This window comes from Algibacter sp. R77976, assembly GCF_044594645.1.
Taxonomy (GTDB): Bacteria; Bacteroidota; Bacteroidia; order Flavobacteriales; family Flavobacteriaceae; genus Algibacter_B.
This window is the reverse complement of record NZ_CP138989.1, coordinates 3,226,483-3,249,186: the sequence shown is the minus strand read 5'-3', so window position 1 is coordinate 3,249,186 and position 22,704 is coordinate 3,226,483. Positions and strand designations below refer to the sequence as shown.

Below are 22,704 nucleotides of genomic sequence, written 5' to 3'. Positions count from 1 at the left end.
ATGAAAATTTTAGCAAGCACTTGTATTATGGTTTTAATGGTTTCAATAAACCTAACAGCACAATGTACTGACATAAACACGAAGGAAATAGCTAGTTATTTAAATAAAAAAGTAAAACCAAGATTAGACATAAAACTAGATCGAACTGATGGGTTTTTAGCTATAAATGGAACGCGACAAAATCTTGACCTTAAAGATTTAAAAATAAGCCCTGTAAGTAGAACTTGGACATATTATTTTGAAGACGTAAGGCGTATTGATAGTAATTTTTGGTATGATTCTAAGAAAAACAGTTTTATACTAGATGTAAAATTTGATAATAACGGTATAGAGTTAAAGGGAATATGTGGTGGCTGTATAAAAATGTCTAGAGATAGAAGAGCACCAGATATAGAATGGAGAGGGCCACAAATATTACGTTTTACATTAAAACCAATAACATTTCAAAGGTCTGTATCTTTTGAAGTGAGAGAAGTAAAAATGATAGGGAGGCTAGAAGGCAATGGTTTGGCTAGAGTAATTCCAAAACTAACCAACGATGTTAATAGACTTGTAAATGATGAAATGATAAGAGTTTTTACAACCGATGTTACTAAACGTCTATTTAATGACGCCATCCGACCATTATTGAAATCTAAAAATACGGTTTCTGCCAATAGTGTCTCATTAGCATCAACAACTTTAAGGGTTTGTAAATAATTAATTCAACGTATTTGTAATAAAAAAATAGACTCATGAAAAAATATATAATGCTATCATTATTGGTCTTTGTTATGTCATCTTGTAAAGAAGAAACCAAAAACCAAAATATTGAAAATGAAACGATAGCGGTTTCAAATAAAGAGATTGTCGCAAAACCAAAAACTGATAAAACAGGCACTTTTTTGTGCAAAATCAATGGTGAAGATTGGGCTTACACCAAAGCTTCTGGAATTGTAAGTAGACATAAAAAAACAAAAAAACGCACAGCTATAATCACCTTTACTAAGCAATTAGATAAAGGAAAGGAAAGTGTTCAGCTTTTTTACGATGGAGAAACCAATAAGTTAGAAAAAGTAACAGCCATTTTAAAAACGCCCAAAAAGGGAGGTGGTAGAATGGGTGCCATGTATCAGCTTTTGAATGAAGGTGGAAAGCGTTTACCAGAAAGCGAAATTTCAGGAACTATAGATTTATCTAAACCAACAGCATCAGGTAGAGCCCAAGTTACAAAAATGAAAATCCGTTTTGATGAAGGCAATTTAGAGGATGCATCCATGAGCGAAGTAACCTTTACACCAATAAACTTTAGTGGTATTGGGTATTCTGATTCAGAAAAGTTGTTTGGTACTAAAAATAATTAGACTAAAAATCATGAAAACAAACATTATGAAAAACACTATTAAAATAATTATCGGGCTTTTAATTTCAGTATCAAGCTTTGCCCAACAAGGCATTAACTACAAAGCAATTTTAAAAGATACCGATGGCAATGTACTAAGCAATACTTACATGACAGTACAATTTAGCATCCATCAAAATACAGAAACAGGAGCTGTAGTATATCAAGAAGAACATAATTACACAACAAATAATAGTGGGCTTGTAATACTAAACATAGGTACGGCTACCACACCAAATATAGGCGACTTTAGTACTATAGAATGGGGTAAATATGCTCATTTTTTACAAACAAGTATTACCTATAGTGGAGGTACTATAAATTTTGATGCTACCGAGTTTACAGCAGTTCCTTACGCAAAACATGCAGAAACTGCGGCTGTGGCCGAAAATGTATTTAGTGGCGATTATAACGATTTAATTAATCAACCAAACACCATACCTACAGGTTTAGAAACTATAGACGAAGGTAATGGAATAGGTTGGAGATTAATAGGTAGTAATCCTGAAAACTTTGGTTCTATTGGATACAGCGCTATTGATTTAAGTATTAGCGTTGAAAATTCAGATTTATATGGTGCTAGAGGCTATGCTTCTTTTGCAATGGGAGTTTACACAGAAGCTTCAGGCCAGTATTCAACAGGAATGGGATTGTACGCAAAGGCTTTAGGAGATTACTCCACAGCCATGGGGAGTGGAACAACAGCTTCAGGAGATTGGTCTACAGCCATGGGGAGTGGAACAACAGCTTCAGGAGATTTTTCAACAGTAATGGGCTATGGTTCAGAAGCTTCAGGAAATTATTCTACTGCAATGGGCTATGGTTCAGAAGCTTCAGGATATTCTTCTACAGCCATGGGGAGTGTAACAACAGCTTCAGGAGATTTTTCAACAGTAATGGGCTATGGTTCAGAAGCTTCAGGAAATTATTCTACTGCAATGGGCTATGGTTCAGAAGCTTCAGGACCTTATTCAACAGCAATGGGCTATGGAACAGAAGCTCCATCTTATGCAGAATTGGCTATCGGTAGATATAATACAACCTATGAACCAACGGGTATAGAAAGTTGGGAAGAAAACGATCGTTTGTTTGTTGTAGGTAATGGCACGTCAAGCACAAATAGAGATGATGCTTTTACTATTTTAAAAAATAGTAAAACAGGTATTAATACTTCAAGCCCACAAAGTTTATTTGAAGTAGCGCATCAAGATGGAGGGCTAACACCATCAAATCTCACCAATGCCATTAGTATAAAAAATTTAAATAGTGATAAATCGTGGCAATTTCATGTAAACAATCTAGGTGCGCTTGTGCTTTATCGAAATGGTATATATACTAGTTATTTTCATGAAACATCTGGAGCCTATGTTACAGTCTCAGACAGACGTTTAAAAAAAGATATTACTGCTTTAGAAAATGGCACACTCAAAAAAATTATGCAACTTAATCCGGTAAGTTATTTAATGAAAGACCAAAAGGACACTAAGCGTAACTTGGGTTTAATCTCCCAAGAAGTACAAGAAATTTTCCCAAGTATTACACATTATGTTGAAGCGCAAGATATATTGTCGTTGTCTTACATTGAGTTGATTCCAATATTAATAAAAGCATTGCAAGAACAGCAAACGGTACTTGAAGCGCAAAATAATCAAATCGAAATATTATCTGCAGATAATTCATCGTTGGAAAACACAGTCAATAATCTCATCTCTAGAGTAGAAAAAATTGAAGCTAATAACTAATTTATTATTACGATAAAGAATTTTAAAAACTGAATAAACATCATAATTATGAAAACAAAATATTTCTTTTCAATTGCGTACTTCTTAGTATTTATGGCAAGTGCTCAATCTATAGATAAGTTTAGTATTGATAGTGGAGGCGAATTAACAAATGCAGGAGGTATACAAATGCTCTATACTATTGGTGAAGTTAATGTGCAAGAGTTATCATCAAGTGATGTTTATCTTTCGGAAGGCTTCATAAATGGAGATTTGTTGAGGTCGGCTTTAGGAATTAATGAAGCTGAAGTTTCTGCACTTAAGATTAAAATTTATCCAAATCCAGCATCAGAGGTGATACATATTAATTCTGATATTCCATTAACAAAAATTGAAATATATGATGTGTTAGGAAAGCAAGTTTTTAAATCGTCTTATTTGAATAAAATTAATGTCGAAAATTACAACTCTGGCATTTATATTCTTAAAATGTACTCAGTAGATAATCAATTTGTAAGCAAACGCGTTGTTATTCATTAATACTTAACATACTCTACAATCTCAATTCCATAACCAATCAAGCCAACACGTTTAGATTGTTCAGAATTTGATATCAAACGAAGCTTGTGAATGTTTAAATCATGAAGTATTTGAGCGCCAATACCAAAATCTCTATGATCCATATTAATTTTTGGTGCTTTGGCTACTTCATTCGCTGCTTGATGTTCTTTAAGAAATGCCAATCTGCTTAATATATTCATAGATTGAGATTCTTGATTTATAAATATAATAGCGCCTTTGCCAGCATCATTAACAACCTTAAACATATCGTCTAATTGTTGATCGGCATTATTGGTTAACGTACCTAATATGTCGTTATTTATTAATGTAGAGTTTATTCGAGTTAATACATCTTCATCAGTAGACCATTGTCCTTTAGTTAAGGCTATATGTACTTGATTGTTGGTAGTTTGTTTGTACGCTCTTAATCTAAAACTTCCAAAACGTGTTTCAATTTGAAAATCTTCTTTTTTCTCTATCAACGAGTCATGCTGCATTCTATAGGCTACTAAATCTTCAATAGATACAATTTTTAAATCTAGTTTTTTTGCAACCTCAATAAGCTGTGGTAAACGTGCCATACTGCCGTCCTCATTCATGATTTCTACAATCACTCCTGCGGGGTTTAAGCCTGCTAATCTTGCAAAATCTATCGCAGCCTCTGTATGTCCTGTTCTGCGTAAAACACCACCTTCTTTAGCAACTAAAGGGAATATATGCCCTGGTCTTGCCAGCTCAAAAGGTTTGGTATCGTCATTAATTAATGCTTGTACTGTTTTTGCTCTATCGCTTGCTGAAATCCCTGTTGTAATACCGCCACCTCTCAAATCTACAGATACTGTAAAGGCAGTTTCCATAGGATCAGTATTATTTCGAACCATCATGTTTAATTCAAGCTCTTTACACCTGTTTTCTGTTAATGGCGCACAAATAAGACCTCTTCCATGTGTAGCCATAAAGTTTATCATTTCTGGAGTTACCATATCGGCAGCAGCCAAAAAATCGCCTTCGTTTTCACGATTTTCATCATCAACAACTATAATAACCTTTCCGTTTCTTATATCGTCAATAGCCTCGTGTATTGTATTAAGTTGAAACTTTTGTTTTACTTTTTGTGTCATAGTATTAACCATCATAGTACAAAGATATGGCTTATTTTAAAGATTCTAAGCAATTTGCTTTTAAGTCGCTTTTCATTTTCTCATTCAAAAATAGATACGCAACGAAGTAAAAAGGAAGCCCAAGTATTAATAGGAATACATTGGGTTTATTCTGTTTTTTATTAATGTGATTATAAAACTGAAATGTATTAATAATCGATTTTATATAATATACAACGTATAAAACTAAAGAAATAATGCTTAATTGTATAGAAGCTGTTGCTAGAGGTAGTAGTTTGTTGTTTTTAAATACAAAGAATAAAATTAACAATGCTACCCCTATAATATATAATACTAGCGCGAACTTTGAATGGTCGATATAATCTTGTTTTATAGTTTCGGAAGTATCATAATTTTTATCAATATTTATACCACTAGCTCTTAAGTCTGATGTTGAAAAATCTCTAGCTTTTAAAGTCTCAATGGCTTTGTATCTTGTAGTCTCATTGTGTCCTAGAGATTCATAATTGTTGATTGTATCTACAAGTTCTTCATTGGTATAATCTAACAAGTATTTATAATCAACACTATCTTTTTCTTTTATTTTAAAAATCTTTTTGAAAGGTTCGGATATGCTACTAAAATCAAATAAACCTCTATCTGCAGTAGCTCTTTTAGTTAAAAATATACTAAGTGGTAACATAACTAAGGTTGAAACCCAAGGTGCTAGAATAGGATTAAAATCTCCAGATTTAGCACTATTTGTAGCAAAAATACCAATAAAGTGATAGGTTAAAAATAAAAGAATGGCAATAACCATGGGTAAACCAATACCACCTTTTCTTATTAAAGCTCCTAACGGTGCGCCAACAAAAAAGAGGATTACACAAGCAAAACCTAATGCAAATTTTTCGTGTAGTGAAATGATATGTTTATTAAGATAAATTTTAGAGTTTTTCGTGGTGTTCTCTTTTGATATAATAAGTTGTTTCGAGCTTATCATAGATTTTGATGCAACATCAACTAGTGTTTTTTTATTTTGAGTGTTAAAAAGTTCTAAAATTGGTCCGGTATACCGCAAGGAATCAACAACCTTTTTACTGGTTGGGGGAGGTTTATTTAAGCCAGATCTTAATTGTAGATTAGTTGCAAAAGCATCATGCTCATCATTATATTTAATAACTAGCGAATCTATTGTTTTGTTTAACCCGCTAATATCTAACATGTTGTATTTGTCGGTTTGCGATTGTTCATCAAAATCGACATTATTCATTTGCGATAAATCAATATTTATAATCTTGGTTTCAAACTTACTTTTTGCAAAAGGTTTTTTGTTTCTGTCTGCTCTTTTTTTAGGAGTAACATCATTGTAGAAATGCCCATCATTTAAAATAAGCTTTAAAACATTAGAGTTTTCGCTACTTGCAAGTTCACCAGTTTTAGATTTTATAACGGTAGCATTCGTTCTGCCATTATCGCCTTTTACATGTATGGTTACATTTTCAAGATATTGATTTCTATCTCCACTTTTCTTTTCTACTTTAATATTGTAATTTGTAGATTCTATAGCGTTAAATTGCCCTTCTGCAATGGCCATAGAGGGTTTTATTTTTGCAATGTTTCTTCTTAAATTATAGGAGTTTAATTCTGCCCAAGGAATTACATTGTTTGAAAATAAAAAAGTGATAATACCTAAACCAACAATAAAAACACTAAGGCCAGACATGGCACGTTGTAATGAAATGCCTGTAGATTTCATGGCTGCAAACTCGTAGTTTTCTGCAAAACTCCCAAATACCATGATAGAGGCTAAAAGGATAGTAAGCGGTAAAACTAATGGAATTAGTTTTGGCATGAAATAAGCTAAAAACTTAACAATAACTATAATGTCTAAATCTTTACCAGCTAGCTCCTTAATATATAGCCATACTGTTTGTAAAACAAAAATCAGCATGAGTATAACAAACACGCTGAGAAAAGTTTTAAGGTAAGTAGTTATTATGTATCGATCTAGAATTTTCACCCGTGGTACCTAATCTAATTTATTGATGTAATAATCTTTATACTTATTGGCGTCAAAGGTAAATAAGGTTTTTGATAAAGGCTCGTTTGTTTTAAAAGAATTAACAGTAAGCGTTGTTTTTGTACCATTTTCACCTATCTGGATTAAGTTGTAGATGTGTTTTGTTGATGCATCAATACCTAATAGAATACTTTTTATTTCAGAATTCGAATCGATAGGAGTAAGCTTCACATATTGTATTTTTCTTCCGTTTATATCTTGTTCAATATCAAGTTTGTAAGTGTGTCCTTCTTCATAAAAAGATAACATTTTACTTGGTGTTATTGCATCATTTTCATCATCAATATTTGATGTGATTGTTACTTCTTCATCTTCAGTACTTATAGAATACATAGCGCTTCCATCAAAAAGTCTAGTGACTCCAAGAATGTTTAATCTGTATTTATCGCCTTGCATTACAACATCTCCTTTGGTTTCTTGTTTTATGTTTTCAGAAAGGTTTTCTAAAGTGTATTTAAAGTCTAAAGAAATGTTATCGTAGCTTTTTACTTTAGCAGAAACTTCGTTTAATAAAGTCTTTGCTTTGTTTTGAGCAAAAGTATTAATGGAAAGTGTAATTAATAATAAGGTTAAGAATTTTTTCATTTTCATTTATAATTATAATTCGTCTTCTAAATGTTTATCTAATGCTATTAAATCTGGTACTAAAACTTGTCTTGCTTTACTACCTTCAAAAGGTCCAACTATTCCCGAAGCTTCTAACTGGTCTATAATTCTACCAGCTCTATTGTAACCTAATTTTAACTTACGTTGTAATAACGAAGCCGAGCCTTGCTGGGCTGTTACAATTACAATAGCTGCATCTTTAAATAGTTTATCTCTATCTGATATGTCTATATCAAGACCTGTGCCACTTTCTTCACCAACATACTCTGGAAGTAAATAAGCATCTGGATAGGCTTTTTGAGCACCAATAAAATCTACTATTTTTTCAACCTCTGGTGTATCAACAAATGCACATTGTATTCTTATCATGTCATTACCCTGCGTGTAAAGCATATCTCCACGACCAATAAGTTGATCTGCTCCACCAGCATCTAGAATGGTACGAGAATCAATTTTACTAGATACTCTAAAGGCAATACGCGCAGGGAAATTGGCTTTAATAATACCTGTAATAACATTTACAGACGGACGTTGCGTTGCAATAATTAAGTGAATACCAATGGCACGGGCTAATTGTGCTAGTCTTGCAACTGGTGTTTCAACTTCTTTGCCAGCTGTCATTATTAAATCGGCAAACTCATCTACTACTAAAACAATATATGGTAAAAATTGATGCCCATCGTTAGGGTTTAATTTTCTAGCCTTAAATTTTGCATTGTATTCAGCTATGTTTCTACAAAGTGCATTTTTTAACATTTCGTAGCGGTTATCCATCTCTATACACAATGAATTTAGCGTATGGATAACTTTAGTGTTATCTGTAATAATAGCTTCCGCCTCGTCTGGGAGTTTAGCTAAATAATGACGTTCAATTTTATTAAAAAGCGTAAGTTCTACTTTCTTCGGGTCAACCAACACAAATTTAACTTCGGCTGGGTGCTTTTTATAAAGTAGTGATGTTAAAACAGCATTTAATCCAACCGATTTACCTTGACCTGTAGCACCTGCCATTAATAAGTGAGGCATTTTTGCTAAATCCACAACAAATGTTTCGTTGCTAATGGTTTTACCTAATGCAATAGGTAATTGCATTTCTGAAGCTTGAAATTTCTTTGAAGCAATTACAGAACGCATAGACACTATGGTCGAATTTTTATTTGGTACTTCTATACCTATAGTTCCTTTTCCAGGAATTGGAGCAATAATACGAATACCTAATGCTGAAAGTGATAAGGCAATATCATCTTCAAGATTTTTAATTTTTGAAATACGAATTCCAGCTTCTGGAACAATTTCGTATAAGGTAACCGTTGGGCCAATAGTAGCTTTAATGCTTGAGATACCAATTTTATAATTGTTTAATGTATCAACAATTCTATTCTTGTTTTCTTCTAACTCCTCTTGATTAATGGTAATACCTTCTGTGTCGTATTTCTTTAATAAATCAAGTGTTGGGAATTGATATTTTGCTAATTCTAAAGTAGGGTCAAACTGGCCGAAATCTTCAACTAATTTATTTGCTAGGTTGTCGGTTTCAGATTTTTCCTCTTTTACATCTTCAACTTTTATTTCTAATTCTGGTTCTTCTTCAACTTCAGGTTCAGGTATTTTTACTTCTAGTGGTGCAGGTTCTGGTTTAGGTTTAACAGCAGGTTTAGTAATTGGAGTTTTGTTTTCTAATGAAATTTCATGTGCTGTTTTTATAGCTTCAGCTTCATCAGATAAACTGTTATCGAAAGGGACAACAACGTCTTCTTTCATATCTGATAGTTCGCTTTTAATATCTTTTTTCGCTGATTTAAAAAATCTAGTAAAGCTCTCAAAAGTAACTTTAAAACGCATAGCTAGATAGGTGATTAAGCCAAATACTAATAATAATGAAACGCCTATTTTTCCAATAAAATCTTGAAGGAAACTATTAATTTCAAAACCAATAGTTCCACCAAGTATATCATTTTTATCTCCAACGAAACCTAGTAAAATTGAAGACCAAATAATAATAAGAATTCCCCAAAACCAATGTTTTCTAAGTTTTACTTTGTCTATGTTCATCAAAACATAAATACCAGACAAGAAAATTAATCCCGAAAAAATAAAAGAGGCAACGCCAAAACCACGCTGTATAAAGAAATCGCTTAACCACGCACCAGATTTACTTAACCAGTTTTTAGTTTTAACGTCTCGATTAGAAAAATCTGCCAATGTACTTTGGTCTGCTTCTCCGGTAAATATAAAGGAGACAAAAGCAATAAATAATAAAAGCCCAGCAATTACCAAAAAACTACCTAGTACCAATTTTTGTTGGCTAGATAGCTTAAAGTTTGGTTTTTTAAGTTTTTTTATAGGTGCTTTTTTAGCTTTAGTTCTGCTTTTGGCCATTAATAGGTTGTTATTTGAAAATGTGGTTGTTTATACAACTCAACAAAAATACAAATTACTAACGTTTAATCTAGGGGTAATAGTATTTTAAAAAATTTTAGGAAGATAAATAATAAGCCCTATAAGACATGCGAATACAGAGGCTATAAAAACAGCCCCTGCCGCAATATCTTTTATTAAACCAATTTTTTCATGATGTTCGGGGTGAATAAAATCAGCAATAGCTTCAATAGCTGTATTTATACCTTCCATACTTATTATTAAGCCAATTGTTAATAGTTGAATAGTCCATTCGGTTGTAGAAATATTAAAGTAGAATCCAGCAGCTGTAACAATTAAGGCTATAAAAAACTGGACTTTTATACTGGCCTCGGTTTTTAAAAGTAAAACAGCACCTTTAAAGGCATAACCAACACTTTTTATTCTATTAACAAAAAAGGACTCTTCTTTTTTAGGCATCTTGTAATGCTTCTAAAGCGGCTTTATAATTTGGTTCGTCTACAATTTCGTTTACTTGTTCTGTATATTTTACAGTACCGTTTTCATCTAAAACAACTACACAACGTGAATGTAAACCTTCTAATGGGCCATCAATAAAATCTAATCCATATGCTTTTCCGAAACTTCCATCTTTAAAATCAGATAAGTTAACAACATTCTCTAGACCTTCAGCACCGCAAAAACGTTTTTGAGCAAATGGTAAATCACGAGATATGCATAGTACTTTTGTGTTTTCTAATTCGCTTGCTTCCTGGTTAAATGTTCTAACAGATTGAGCGCAAGTACCTGTATCTATACTTGGAAAAATGTTTAAAACTAATTTGTTTCCTGCATAATTAGTTAAGCTATGAACAGATAAGTCTGTTGCTGTTAGTAAGAAATTAGGACCTTTTGTTCCTATTTCTGGTAAATTACTTGACGTATTTATTGGGTTTCCTTTTAAAGTTACTTTAGCCATTTTTTATGTTTTTAAATTTTTATAAAAATAAGAATATTTAGCACGTGCGACTGATTTACTGAGCTGTTTTTTTTAATCATTTTATAAATTAAGTAAAAAAAATATGCTTTAATTAACAAATTGATTTTATGTAATAGTTTAATTTTTTTTATCTTTATAAGGAAACCTTATGATATTATTGTTATCAATAAATTTTATTGATTAATGTATAAGTCATAAGAATTAATTATGGTTTGGTTGAAGCTATAGAGGTTTTATTTTTACATTATAAACATTTCTCTAATTTAAAAATTATATTTTATGGATCATAACAACAGCGGCGATATTGGTAAGTGCCCTTTTATGCAAGGTGCTATTACTACAACCGAAAAAACAGTAACAGATTGGTGGCCTAACACATTAAATCTCGATATTTTGCATCAGCACGATACAAAAACAAACATTCTGGGCGAAGATTTTGATTATCAAGAGGCATTAAAAACTTTAGACGTAGAAGGACTTAAAAAAGATCTTCATGATTTTATGACCGATAGTCAAGATTGGTGGCCTGCAGATTGGGGGCACTACGGTGGATTAATGATTAGAATGGCTTGGCATGCTGCAGGTTCATATAGATTGGCAGATGGACGTGGAGGCGGAGGTACAGGAAATCAACGTTTTGCACCACTTAACTCTTGGCCAGATAATGTTAGTTTAGATAAGGCGAGACGTTTGCTATGGCCTATTAAGAAAAAATATGGTAATAAAGTAAGTTGGGCAGATCTTATTATTCTTGCTGGAAATATTGCTTACGAAAATATGGGGCTAAAAACGTATGGTTTTGCCTTTGGACGTGAAGACATATGGCACCCAGAAAAAGATGTGTATTGGGGAGCAGAAAAAGAGTGGTTAGCACCAAGTGATGAACGTTATGGCAATGTTGATGCACCAGATACTATGGAAAATCCGTTAGCAGCTGTTCAAATGGGATTAATTTACGTAAACCCAGAAGGTGTAAATGGTAAACAGGATCCTTTAAAAACTGCTGAACAGGTTAGAGAAACCTTTAAACGTATGGCGATGAATGATGAAGAAACAGTTGCGTTAACAGCTGGTGGTCATACAGTAGGAAAAACACATGGTAATGGAGATGCTAGTATTCTAGGTCCAGAACCTGAAGCAGCGGGTGTTGAAGAGCAAGGTTTAGGATGGTCAAATCCTACAAAATCTGGCAAAGGAAGATATACAGTAACGAGTGGATTAGAAGGAGCTTGGACAACGCACCCAACGAAATGGGATAATGGTTTTTTCGAAATGTTATTTAATCATGAGTGGGAATCAAGAAAAAGTCCTGCTGGAGCCGATCAATGGGAACCTGTTAGTATTAAAGAAGAAGATAAACCTGTTGATGTTGAAGATTTAACAACTAGACTGAACCCGATGATGACCGATGCGGATATGGCTATGAAAATGGACCCAATCTATAGAGAAATTTCATTAAAATTCATGAATGATTTTGATGCCTTTTCTGATGCCTTTGCACGTGCTTGGTTTAAATTAACGCATCGTGATATGGGACCTAAAGACCGTTGGTTTGGACCAGATGTGCCACAGGAAGAACTAATATGGCAAGACCCTGTACCAAAAGGAAATTATGATTTTAATGTTGATGCAGTAAAAGCTAAAATTGCAGCTACAGATTTAAGTGTTTCAGAATTAGTATCTACAGCTTGGGATAGTGCAAAAACTTTTAGAGGTTCAGATTTTAGAGGTGGAGCAAACGGTGCTCGTATACGTCTAGACCCACAGAAAAACTGGGAAGGCAATGAGCCTGTAAAATTGCAAAAGGTACTTTCTGTTCTAGAACCAATTGCTGCGGAATTTGGAATTAGCGTTGCAGATACTATTGTGCTAGCTGGTAATATAGGTGTTGAAAAAGCTATTAAAAACGCTGGAATGGATATTGAAGTGCCATTTGCACCAGGTAGAGGAGATGCAACTCAAGATATGACAGATGTGGAGTCTTTTGAGTCTATGGAATCTGTAGTTGATGGTTATAGAAACTACCAGAAAAAAGAATATGTTGTAAGTCCTGAAGAAATCTTATTAGATCGCACTCAATTACTTGGTTTAACAGCTGCTGAAATGACCGTTTTAGTTGGAGGGATGCGTGTAATGGGAACGAATTATGGCGGAACAAAGCATGGTGTTTTTACAGAAAATGAAGGCGCATTAACTAACGATTTCTTTGTGAATCTTACCGATATGATTTTTGAATGGAAACCTTTAGAAAACGGCACTTACGAAATTAAAAACCGTAAAACAGGTGCTGTTAAATATACAGCAACTCGCGTAGATTTAGTATTTGGTTCTAATTCCATACTTAGGGCTTATAGTGAAGTTTATGCCCAAGATGATAACAAAGAAAAGTTTGTTAAAGATTTTGTAGCAGCGTGGACTAAAGTGATGAATTTAGATCGTTTTGATTTGAAATAAGAATAATTGAAAATAATGTTACGAAGGAGTGGGTTGAAAAATCCATTCCTTTTTTGATAATAGAATTATGAACGAAACAGAGTTGTTTTTTAATGCCATTAAAAACGGTAAAGCAGACCATGTTAAAGCACTAATAGAAAGAAATCTAGGTTTGGTAAATATCAAAGATGCTAGGGGTTTTTCCCCTCTAATTTTTGCTACATATTTTGATAAAAAAGATTGTGTTGAAGCTTTACTCGGGTTTAATACAGAAGTTGATGCTAAAGATGCTTCTGGAAATACGGCGCTTTTAGGTGTTGCTTTTAAAGGAAATACCGATTTGGCATTGCTTTTAATAAAAAAAGGAGCCAATATAAACACAAAAAATAACCTTGGCATTACGCCATTAATTTTTGCAACTATGTATAATCAAACCGATATGGTTGTTTTATTATTAGAGTATAAAGCAGATAAAACTATAATGAATAAAGAAGGCAAAATTGCTATGGATTATGCCAAAGAAAAAGGATTTAAAGCTATAGAAAAACTTTTAACATAGTATGTATTTAAATTAATCATGAATAAAGACCTCTATAATTTCCATTAATAAATCACTTAGGTGTATATAGTTCTGTTGTCTTAATATTAATAATTGACCTTAAATAATTTAATTAATAATCAATTTTTTACTATCAATTTTTATGTTGTTTTTTAGAATGTAAACAATGAATAGACCACTTTTTAATTCATTTAAAATGATGTTTTCTTCATTATGAATTTTGTCTATTTTTTTAACAATTCTACCGCTCATATCAATAATTTCGAGATCTATAGTCTCGTATATATTATCATCAAACGAAATATTAAAACTTTCGGTTGCTGGGTTTGGATGTAGAGCTATATTTGAATCACTTTCTAATATGTTGTTACTTAGTGTCTGTCCAACAAATTCAATTTTCATAACAACTCCTTTATTAGTTACACCTACATTGCTGCTACCCGAAGGTCCTGAAGTTCCGCCAGAGTTATCTGTAATGGCCCAAAATGTGACACCATCTTGATCTGCAACAATATCTCTATATCTGTCGTTAGATGAATGCCACTCTTCGTAAACGCTGTCATCCATAAGTGTTGGATTACCATCAATGGTGTTTCCTGAATCATCTAGTTTTACTCTAAATATTGTTCCTCTTTTTAAAGTTGGTATAAGTAAAGATGTTCCCCAATTAGGGATTACTCCTCCTTCATAAATACTTATACTTGAAGGCGCAACTGTTGGCCAACTTAGCCATCCTCCAGTTGGTTCAGAAGTAGATGTACTTCCGTAGGTGCCCATTGGTGCCATAAAATCTGATGGCATTGTTGGATGAGAAGCAAACTCAGTCATTGCTGTAACGTTACTAGGGCAGTTATGGTTGCTAAAACCATTACTAGAACATCCGCCTGGAGTAGAGGCCCAATTGCAATATGTGTAACCATTATTATCATAGCCACCAGCAATTTCTGGCCATCCATAATTTTTACCAGCTTCAATTATATTTATTTCGTCATCTACTTTGCCACCATGTTCAGATGAGTATAACTTACCATTAGATCCAAAAACTATACCCTGAGCATTTCTATGACCATAAGTGTATACATGACTTTGTACAGAATTAAAAGTCGGATTATCATTTGGGATTGTGCCGTCTAAATTAAAGCGAAGTATTTTTCCTTTATATGTACCAAAATCTGTAACCGAGGTAGGTAAGTCTTGAGAGCGTATAGGGTTACATGCATTACCAAATTGATTTGCTCCTTGATCACCTATAGAATAATAAAGTTTTAAATCTGGGCCAATGACTAATTTTCCAGAATTATGATCATTACTGGCATCTAATCCAGAAATAATTTCGAAATCAGAATTGTTATCAAACATTTCTAAACTATTATTATAAGTATAACGAACAATTCTTAGTTTTCGGTCCACGTCATCTTCTGTATTATCATCATTATCGTCTGAAGTGTCAATATCATATGTATAGGCTAAATACACATAATTATTAGTTGTTGTTGTAATATCTGCTAATAAATCTGGGTGTATTGCCATTCCCAAAAGACCATCTTGTCCTTTGCTTTGATGTACAGCTGGAGTTTCAGATGATAAATCTAATATAGTTGTTACATTACCAGAACTTTTATCAACTTTTACTAATTTCTTTCCTTCCCGTTCAGTAACCCAAAGACTATTGTTGGGTCCGTTTAAAAGGGTATACGGAAAATCTAAAGCATTTTGAGGTGTTAGGTTAGATACCGACCAATCACTACCATTTGTAACTGGATTTTGAGTATTCCCTATAAAATATGCGAAAAAGCATAAAAAAAGTAGTCTAAAGTTCATTTGTTTTGGTGCCAATAAAAAACCATCTTGTTTTCACAAGATGGTTTTTAAATTTTTCTTTTTCAATTATTTGTCAATAGAACCCATAACTCGGCTCATAAAACTATTTAAAGCTTCTTTTTTAGGCGTGCCATCTTGAGTCATTTTATTAACTTCAATAGCACCATACATGTTTGATATTAGTTCACCAATAACATCTAGTTCTTCGTCTTTTAACGATGGTACTTCTGTTAAGGCTTCTAGAGTTTCAATGGTTTCAACAACAAAATCTTCATCGTTGTCTTCAATAAACTGCGTTAAGTGTTTAATTACTGGTAACTTCATTTACTAAATCTTTTAAAACATCAAACTTATTGGTTTGCACTTGGTTTACAAATGCGCCATTTTTGAAGGTTGCAAAGGTTGGTAAATTATCAACAGTTGCTAACGTTCTACTTTCTGGGAACTTTTCCGCGTCAGCGATAACAAAAGTAACGGCTTCCGTTTCAGAAGCTAATTTTTTTACTTTTGGTTTCATGATACGACAGTTACCACACCATGTTGCTGAATATTGAACCACTACGGTATCGTTTTCGGCAATAATGCTCTGTAAGTTATCTTCGCTTAATTCTTTAATCATGATGATAAAATATTTTAGTTTGATTGTGCAGCTAAATACTCAGCTGTTGCTTTTGCATTAGCGCTCATTGCATCTTTACCTTCTTCCCAGTTTGCAGGACAAACTTCTCCTTTTTCTTGTACGTGTGTTAACGCATCTACTAAACGAATATATTCACCAACATTTCTTCCTAAAGGCATGTTGTTTATGCTTTCGTGTTGTACAACACCATCTTCATCAATAATATAAGTTGCTCTGTAGGTTACGTTATCACCCTCAACTTGAACAGTTCCTGTTTCTTCGTCGTAAGTTTCGTTCGTGATATCTAAAATACCTAAAACGCTAGATAAGTTTCTGTTGCTATCTGCTAAAATTGGGTAAGTTACACCTTCAATACCACCGTTATCTTTAGCTGCGCTTAACCATGCAAAGTGTACTTCTGGAGTATCGCAAGATGCACCAATTACAATAGTGTTTCTTTTTTCGAATTCACCTAAAGCGGCTTGAAATGCATGTAATTCTGTTGGACATACAAAAGTGAAATCTTTTGGGTACCAAAATAGAACTACTTTTTTCTTGTTGTTAACTGCTTCTTCAAGAACGTTTACTTTAAAAGTATCGCCCATTTCATTCATTGCGTCAACGTTTAAATCTGGGAATTTTTTTCCTACTAATGCCATTTCTTTAAAATTTTATATTATTAAGATTTGTTTTTTTCTAGTGCAAATATACACTTGAAAATGCGTTATTATAATTAATAAAATTTTAAATTTTTATCAAGTAATAGATATAATTTATATTAAGACTTGTTTGGTATAGTTTAGATTTATTTTTTAGATTTTAACTGTCTGATTTTTAAGTTTAATGCCGCAAAAAATAGTGTGGTAAATGGGCTTAGCCAGTTAAAAATGGCATAAAATAAATATTCGCCAACGCCAACACCCAACACACCAGATTGGTAAGCCCCACAGGTGTTCCAAGGAATTAATACCGAGGTTACTGTACCCGAGTCTTCTAATGTTCTACTTAAATTTTCGGGTGCTAAACCTTTATCTTCAAAAGCTTTTTTGAACATTTTTCCAGGTATAACAATGGCTAAATATTGATCTGATGCTATGGCGTTTAAACCTAAGCAGCTTAAAACGGTACTTGCAAATAAACCAAAAACAGATGTGGCTACAGATAATAATGCACTTGTAATTCTAGAAAGTGCACCAATACCATCCATGATACCTCCAAAAACCATGGCGCAAATAATTAAATAAATAGTCCAAAGCATGCCTTTCATACCACCAGAAGAAAATAGGTCGTTTAACTTCTCATTTGAAGTAGTAATTTGAGTATCTGTAAAAATGGATATTATTATAGACGATAGTTTAGAGTCTCCTAAGCCATTTAGAATGTCTGGTTGAAAAATAAAAGCGAATACTGCGGCTAATAAAACACCAGAGCTTAATGCTATTAAAGGTTTTGTTTTTAGTAGTATTAATCCAATTACGGCCAACGGTACTAAAAATAACCAAGGTGTAATATTAAAAGTGGTATTAATAGTGTTTAATAAGCTACTTACATCTGCACTTCCAGAAGTAGTAATGCTAAAACTTAAAATACTAAATACTATTAGTGTTATTATTATAGTTGGAACAGTAGTAATAGACATATACTTTATATGTGTAAACAAATCTGTGCCAGCCATGGCAGGAGCAAGGTTAGTCGTATCACTAAGTGGTGACATTTTATCTCCAAAATACGCTCCCGAGATAACGGCACCTGCAATCATGCCTGGGTTTATACCTAAAGCGGTTCCTATACCAACCAAAGCAATACCAACGGTTGCAGAGGTTGTCCATGAACTTCCTGTTGCGATAGATATTACTGCTGCAATAATTACCGAGGCAGGTAAAAATATTTCTGGGCTTAAAACTTCTAAACCATAATATACCATAGCTGGAATAACTCCACTTACTAGCCAAGTGCCAGATAATGCACCAACTAAAAATAAAATTATTATGGGAACAAAAACACTTTTTAAGTTCTCCCAAATTTCAGAACCCATTCGATGAATTGAAACCTTCTTAAAAAAACCTACTGCCGCCGCAATTACACCTCCTATAAGTAAAATAAATTGATTGGAATATTCGCCTAAGAGTTCACCATCTGCAAATATGATATTGTAAAAAAGTAATGCCATTAAAAAAACGACTGGAATAAGAGCTTCTGAAAAATTAAGCACTTTATTTTCTATAATGTTTTGATCTTTGGCTTTAAATTCAGAAATATTATTGTCGTCTTGCATAAGGAGAATTTTTGTCTCGTAATGTTACGATTTTAACCTTAAGTATGCAAATTGATGTGTTTTTTACAAGTTGCAAAACGGATTTTTTTATATTATTCTAACTTCATTATTTCGCTATATTTAGCGAATTCTTGCCCAGTATTATAGTTTAGGTATTTTTTAATATCGCTATTTCCAGAAAGCCATGAAATATATATTGCTGGAATATTAACACCGGCTTCGTGTGTAAATGGATAACCACCACCAAACCTAGGGTTAATTTCTAGAATATAAATCTGATCGTTTACAACAAAAAAATCACAATCAATAACACCTATATGCTTTGTTACTTTAGCTAATTTTCCGCCTACTTCTTTAAAGCTTTTATTATCAATAGTAATGGCTTTATCTGTTTCTCCAGATCGCATAGCTATTTTTTTTCTAACAAAAACATCAACAAAGTTTCCTTCTAAATCGTTTAGAATATCCATGCCATATTCCTGCCCTTTAATAAATTCTTGTATTAAAATAAAGTCTTCAGAATTATCTTTGTTTAGTGTTTCGAAAATCAAAGAACTACGCTTAAATTTTTGAAGTTTATAAGCTAGATTTAATTCTTCTATTGAGTTAACAACATGAATGTCTATAGAAGCGCTTCCCCATCTTGGTTTAACTATTAATGGAAATGTTATTTCATTAGTTTCAATTGAAGAAATCGCATTTTCAATTTTCAAAAAAGTTTTAGGAGTGTTAAAACCTTCCGATTTAAAAAACTTATAGCTTTCCCATTTATCTAAAGCGATATTTACTGTTTCTTCATTTGAAATGAACACTTTTGCTCCAAGCTCCTCCAAACTATTTTTATGTTCTAATAGTAAAGGGAATTCTAGATCATTTAATGGGATTATGGCATCTGCCTTATATTTAGTAACTATCTTTTTTAATTCGATAATATAGTCATCTGATGATATTTCAGGAACTACAATTGCAATGTCGGCAACTTGAAGTGCTGTTGCTGAAGCTTGGGAATCTAAAGCGATTGTTGTTACTTCTCTCCCTAAAACTGACTTGAAATAACTAATAAGATAGTTTCTTCTACCAGAACATGTAAATATTACGTTCATTTCTTATAGCTATGTTTTAAGTTTATTTTTTCGATATTCATCAAAATTTGAATTTTCGATATTTAAATTAATTTCAGAAGAATTAAAAATCTTTAAAAATGTTTTAAATAGAATTTTAATATCTAACATGAATGATATTTGGTTAAAATAATTAATATCGTATTTTAGTTTATCATCCCAGTTTAGAGCATTTCTACCAGATACTTGAGCGAGTCCAGTAATGCCCGGTTTTATAAAATGTCTTACTAATTCTTCTTTAGTATAATAAGGTAAATAACGGGTTCTAAGTGGTCTTGGTCCAACAAAACTCATATCGCCTCTTAAAATATTGATAATTTGCGGAATTTCATCCAATGAGGTTTTTCTAAGAAAGTTACCCAGCTTTGTAGTTCTTTTTTCATCAGGTAAAAGTGCACCATTAGAGTCCTTTTCATCTGTCATGGTCTTGAATTTCAAAATGTTAAAAATCTTTTCATTTTTACCAGGTCTATCTTGTTTGAAGATGGGTGATTTAGTACCACTAATATATAAAATTAGCCATATTAATAAAAACGGAACAACTAAAATAATTGCAAGACAAAATGCCCCAATAAAATCACCAATTGGTTTTACTGTAGTTGCATATATGGCTTTCGAATTCATTTATATTTTTAACTTTTAATAGTGGTTAATCCATTAAAATATTCATTTCAAAACGCAATTTTAGGCATATAGATTTTAAACTCATCAAAATTTATGCTAAACCTACTTTATTTTCGAGTAACGGAATAAAAACAGGATATTTTATGTTTTTAAACTCAATATTAACTAATAATCTTACATAAATAATAAATTATTTAATTAGCCTTTAATCTATAAGTTGTAAAGTGTTGGCTTCATTATTTTTATTTTTGTAATCCTAATATTATGTATTGTTGTAGGGGGGTTGAGGGTTTATTTCAACAGATATTTTAAAAATAAATGTGACTTATTTGATTATTAGCGTCTTAACTATAACAACCCTTAAAATTTCTAATTATGTTTTTCGCTTTATCACTTTTATTTGCATTTGTTATTTTATATTTCATGATATACAATGAATCAGATTCAAAAACAATTTCTTTTAAAAATATGAAAGAGGAAACAAAAGTAGAAAATGAAGCTTAGAAAAATATCAAAAATTTCTATTTTGAAACATTATTTATTATAGAAGAATTATTAAAATACTAATAATGAAAAAAATTGTCTCCCTGTTCTTTCTGTTTTTTTGTTTAAAGTTAGTGGCGCAAGTAGGAATTGCAACTGCTTACCCTATTACAGCACAAGACGCTAAAGATTCTTTGTCTTTAAACGTTACAACAACAGTTGAAAACCTTACTTTGGATGAAACACATTATACTATTGTAATTTCTGGAAACCATAATATTACATTGCCTAAAGCAAGTTCTTGTATAGGACGGGTTTATATTATTAAAAACCCTACTAATATTATTCAAACTATTTCCAGTTACAATAACTTATCTGATGAAGCTTCTGAATCAATAAATGGTGAAACTTCCATTAAGCTTCGAAGTGATGGAACTTATTGGCGGCAAATAGATTCAAATAAAATTATTTATGAAAAATAGTTTTTTGTAGAAGAGATTAGTGCTATTCATCATTGTGATACTCGAAGATTTTTTGAAAATGGAGATATAGGTTTTATGGTGTTCAGTTAGGCTTGCTTTATAACTTTTCATAGAGCGAAAGATAATAATCCATATATCAAAATTTTGGTTAACATAGTCGCTATTCTAACCAGAACAATTTTAGCTTTTAGATTTAACGGAATTTACAGTTAAAACAAGTTAGAGTGAATTAGTATGGCTAAGACGAATTTCATATTTAGTTTCCTATATAAAATAGTTGGTTAACTTTACCAACTTATATGGATTCATTAACTCAAATAGTTTTAGGTGCGGCTTGTGGAGAAGCTATTCTAGGAAAGAAAATAGGAAATAAAGCCTTATTATTTGGTGCCATTGGCGGTACTATTCCAGATTTAGATGTAATAATAGGTAGTTGGCTTTACGGTAACGAAATTGATGCCATGCTGTTCCATAGAGGTTTTATGCATTCCATACTGTTTTCTGTAATTGCTGCTTTTTTATTAGGTTGGTTGTTTTATAAAATTTATAATTCTGGAAAGCGTTTTAATACAACAACTCAAAAAGATTGGATTAATTTATGCTTTTGGTCATTATTTACCCATCCAATTTTAGATTGTTTTACTCCTTATGGAACGCAGTTATTTGCTCCTTTTAGCAATTACAGGGTCGCGTTAAATAATATTGCGGTTGTAGATCCATTATATACATTGCCATTTTTAATTTGCATGCTGGTATTAATGTTTTATAAACGCACAACTTTTAGAAGGCGTATATGGTTAAAATGGGGGATTGGCATTAGTTCTTTATACATGCTTTTTACATTGTGTAATAAACTCTATATAGATTCTGTTTTCAAGAAATCGTTAAGAGATAGTGAAATAAATGATATGAGGTTTAGTACCCAACCAGCCATTTTTAATAACATATTGTGGTATGGTATAGTAGAAACAGAAACATCATATTTTATTTCTGATTATTCTTTATTGGATACAAAAAGGCGGTTTTTAAATTTCAGAGAAATTCCCAAACAACGGGATTTAAAGCCTTCAGAGTTTAAAGATATTAATGATTTAGCATGGTTTAGCAATCAATATTACAGCGTTTATAAACTCAATGAAAACGAATATCAATACAACGATTTGCGTTATCCGCTTTTAGATCTTGATAATCCGAATACCTCCGTATTTAGTCTGTTACTTTACAAAGACAAAAACAGATTAAACATGAAGCCTTTCAAACCCAAATTTGATAGTCTAGGAGATGTTATGGCGTCTTTATGGGAACGCATTAAAGGCATTTAAGATTAATGATTGGTTTTTTTGTAGGTTTATTATTTCGTTTTTTAGACTGATTTTTGTGTTGTTTGGTCGGCATATGGTGTTTTAGTATACTTTTAATGAAACATTTACGATTGGCTATTTTATATTTGCATACCTCAAAATTAGTAACCTATTTT

The 22,704-nt window shown here is 32.3% G+C and carries 21 protein-coding genes; 8 read left to right on the top strand and 13 right to left on the bottom strand.

Annotated elements, in window-relative coordinates; translation table 11 throughout:
- Genes SJY43_RS13830 through SJY43_RS13815 form a run of 4 tightly spaced genes read left to right on the top strand, consistent with a single transcriptional unit; the run spans window position 1 to window position 3,642 of the window.
- The gene (locus tag SJY43_RS13830; RefSeq protein ID WP_396601337.1) at window positions 1-699 is read left to right on the top strand and encodes a hypothetical protein; all 699 of its coding nucleotides are present in this window, start codon (window positions 1-3) and stop codon (window positions 697-699) included.
- A 35-nt stretch (window positions 700-734) separates the two neighbouring features.
- Window positions 735-1,343 carry a hypothetical protein gene (locus tag SJY43_RS13825; protein WP_396601336.1) on the top strand — a complete coding sequence of 203 codons (609 nt, stop codon included), beginning with the start codon at window positions 735-737 and terminating at the stop codon, window positions 1,341-1,343.
- Window positions 1,344-1,353: 10 nt separating this feature from the next.
- Window positions 1,354-3,123 (top strand): tail fiber domain-containing protein, encoded by a 1,770-nt coding sequence (locus SJY43_RS13820; protein WP_396601335.1) that lies wholly within the window; start codon window positions 1,354-1,356, stop codon window positions 3,121-3,123.
- Window positions 3,124-3,171: 48 nt separating this feature from the next.
- Complete coding sequence (locus SJY43_RS13815; RefSeq protein WP_396601334.1) at window positions 3,172-3,642, top strand: T9SS type A sorting domain-containing protein; 471 nt, start codon at window positions 3,172-3,174, stop codon at window positions 3,640-3,642.
- Here SJY43_RS13815 and ribB read toward each other — a convergent pair.
- The 6 genes from ribB to tpx form a co-directional block, all read right to left on the bottom strand.
- Entirely contained in the window at window positions 3,639-4,784 is a 1,146-nt protein-coding gene (gene ribB / locus SJY43_RS13810) for a 3,4-dihydroxy-2-butanone-4-phosphate synthase (RefSeq protein ID WP_396601333.1), read from the bottom strand. The two genes, SJY43_RS13815 and ribB, sit on opposite strands and share 4 nt — an antisense overlap.
- Before the next feature lie 31 nt (window positions 4,785-4,815).
- Window positions 4,816-6,786, bottom strand: a complete 1,971-nt coding sequence (locus tag SJY43_RS13805; protein WP_396601332.1) for an LptF/LptG family permease — start codon at window positions 6,784-6,786, stop codon at window positions 4,816-4,818.
- 9 nt (window positions 6,787-6,795) lie between these two features.
- Complete coding sequence (locus SJY43_RS13800; RefSeq protein ID WP_396601331.1) at window positions 6,796-7,431, bottom strand: outer membrane lipoprotein carrier protein LolA; 636 nt, start codon at window positions 7,429-7,431, stop codon at window positions 6,796-6,798.
- Between the two features lie 12 nt (window positions 7,432-7,443).
- Entirely contained in the window at window positions 7,444-9,831 is a 2,388-nt protein-coding gene (locus tag SJY43_RS13795) for a DNA translocase FtsK 4TM domain-containing protein (RefSeq protein WP_396601330.1), read from the bottom strand.
- 87 nt (window positions 9,832-9,918) lie between these two features.
- Entirely contained in the window at window positions 9,919-10,290 is a 372-nt protein-coding gene (locus SJY43_RS13790; RefSeq protein WP_396601329.1) for a diacylglycerol kinase, read from the bottom strand.
- Window positions 10,283-10,789: a thiol peroxidase gene (gene tpx, locus SJY43_RS13785; protein WP_396601328.1), complete on the bottom strand. Its 507-nt coding sequence runs from the start codon at window positions 10,787-10,789 to the stop codon at window positions 10,283-10,285. Before tpx ends, SJY43_RS13790 begins: the two co-directional genes overlap by 8 nt.
- A gap of 300 nt (window positions 10,790-11,089) precedes the next feature.
- On the opposite strand from tpx, the gene katG reads away from it, so the two are divergent.
- Window positions 11,090-13,264 carry a catalase/peroxidase HPI gene (katG, locus tag SJY43_RS13780; protein WP_396601327.1) on the top strand — a complete coding sequence of 725 codons (2,175 nt, stop codon included), beginning with the start codon at window positions 11,090-11,092 and terminating at the stop codon, window positions 13,262-13,264.
- Between the two features lie 67 nt (window positions 13,265-13,331).
- Window positions 13,332-13,802 carry an ankyrin repeat domain-containing protein gene (locus tag SJY43_RS13775; RefSeq protein ID WP_396601326.1) on the top strand — a complete coding sequence of 157 codons (471 nt, stop codon included), beginning with the start codon at window positions 13,332-13,334 and terminating at the stop codon, window positions 13,800-13,802.
- A 108-nt stretch (window positions 13,803-13,910) separates the two neighbouring features.
- Here the strand turns inward: SJY43_RS13775 and SJY43_RS13770 are convergent, their stop codons facing one another.
- The 7 genes from SJY43_RS13770 to SJY43_RS13740 form a co-directional block, all read right to left on the bottom strand.
- Complete coding sequence (locus SJY43_RS13770; RefSeq protein ID WP_396601325.1) at window positions 13,911-15,623, bottom strand: PQQ-dependent sugar dehydrogenase; 1,713 nt, start codon at window positions 15,621-15,623, stop codon at window positions 13,911-13,913.
- 66 nt (window positions 15,624-15,689) lie between these two features.
- Window positions 15,690-15,947, bottom strand: a complete 258-nt coding sequence (locus SJY43_RS13765; protein WP_396601324.1) for a DUF6952 family protein — start codon at window positions 15,945-15,947, stop codon at window positions 15,690-15,692.
- Window positions 15,928-16,242 (bottom strand): thioredoxin family protein, encoded by a 315-nt coding sequence (locus SJY43_RS13760; RefSeq protein ID WP_396601323.1) that lies wholly within the window; start codon window positions 16,240-16,242, stop codon window positions 15,928-15,930. The genes SJY43_RS13765 and SJY43_RS13760 overlap by 20 nt, the downstream gene beginning before the upstream one ends.
- A 14-nt stretch (window positions 16,243-16,256) precedes the next feature.
- On the bottom strand, window positions 16,257-16,901 hold the full coding sequence (locus SJY43_RS13755; protein WP_396601322.1) for a peroxiredoxin: 645 nt from the start codon (window positions 16,899-16,901) through the stop codon (window positions 16,257-16,259).
- Window positions 16,902-17,047: 146 nt separating this feature from the next.
- Complete coding sequence (gene nhaC, locus SJY43_RS13750) at window positions 17,048-18,517, bottom strand: Na+/H+ antiporter NhaC (protein ID WP_396601321.1); 1,470 nt, start codon at window positions 18,515-18,517, stop codon at window positions 17,048-17,050.
- Window positions 18,518-18,609: 92 nt separating this feature from the next.
- Window positions 18,610-19,620, bottom strand: coding sequence for an ATP-grasp domain-containing protein (locus tag SJY43_RS13745; protein ID WP_396601320.1), 1,011 nt, complete (start codon window positions 19,618-19,620; stop codon window positions 18,610-18,612).
- 9 nt (window positions 19,621-19,629) lie between these two features.
- Window positions 19,630-20,262: a sugar transferase gene (locus SJY43_RS13740; protein ID WP_396601319.1), complete on the bottom strand. Its 633-nt coding sequence runs from the start codon at window positions 20,260-20,262 to the stop codon at window positions 19,630-19,632.
- A 569-nt stretch (window positions 20,263-20,831) separates the two neighbouring features.
- Between SJY43_RS13740 and SJY43_RS13735 the strand changes: the two genes are divergently transcribed.
- Together SJY43_RS13735 and SJY43_RS13730 are read left to right on the top strand one after the other, a co-directional pair.
- Entirely contained in the window at window positions 20,832-21,227 is a 396-nt protein-coding gene (locus SJY43_RS13735; RefSeq protein ID WP_396601318.1) for a hypothetical protein, read from the top strand.
- Between the two features lie 299 nt (window positions 21,228-21,526).
- Window positions 21,527-22,549, top strand: coding sequence for a metal-dependent hydrolase (locus SJY43_RS13730; protein ID WP_396601317.1), 1,023 nt, complete (start codon window positions 21,527-21,529; stop codon window positions 22,547-22,549).
- The last annotated feature ends 155 nt before the right edge of the window (window positions 22,550-22,704 follow it).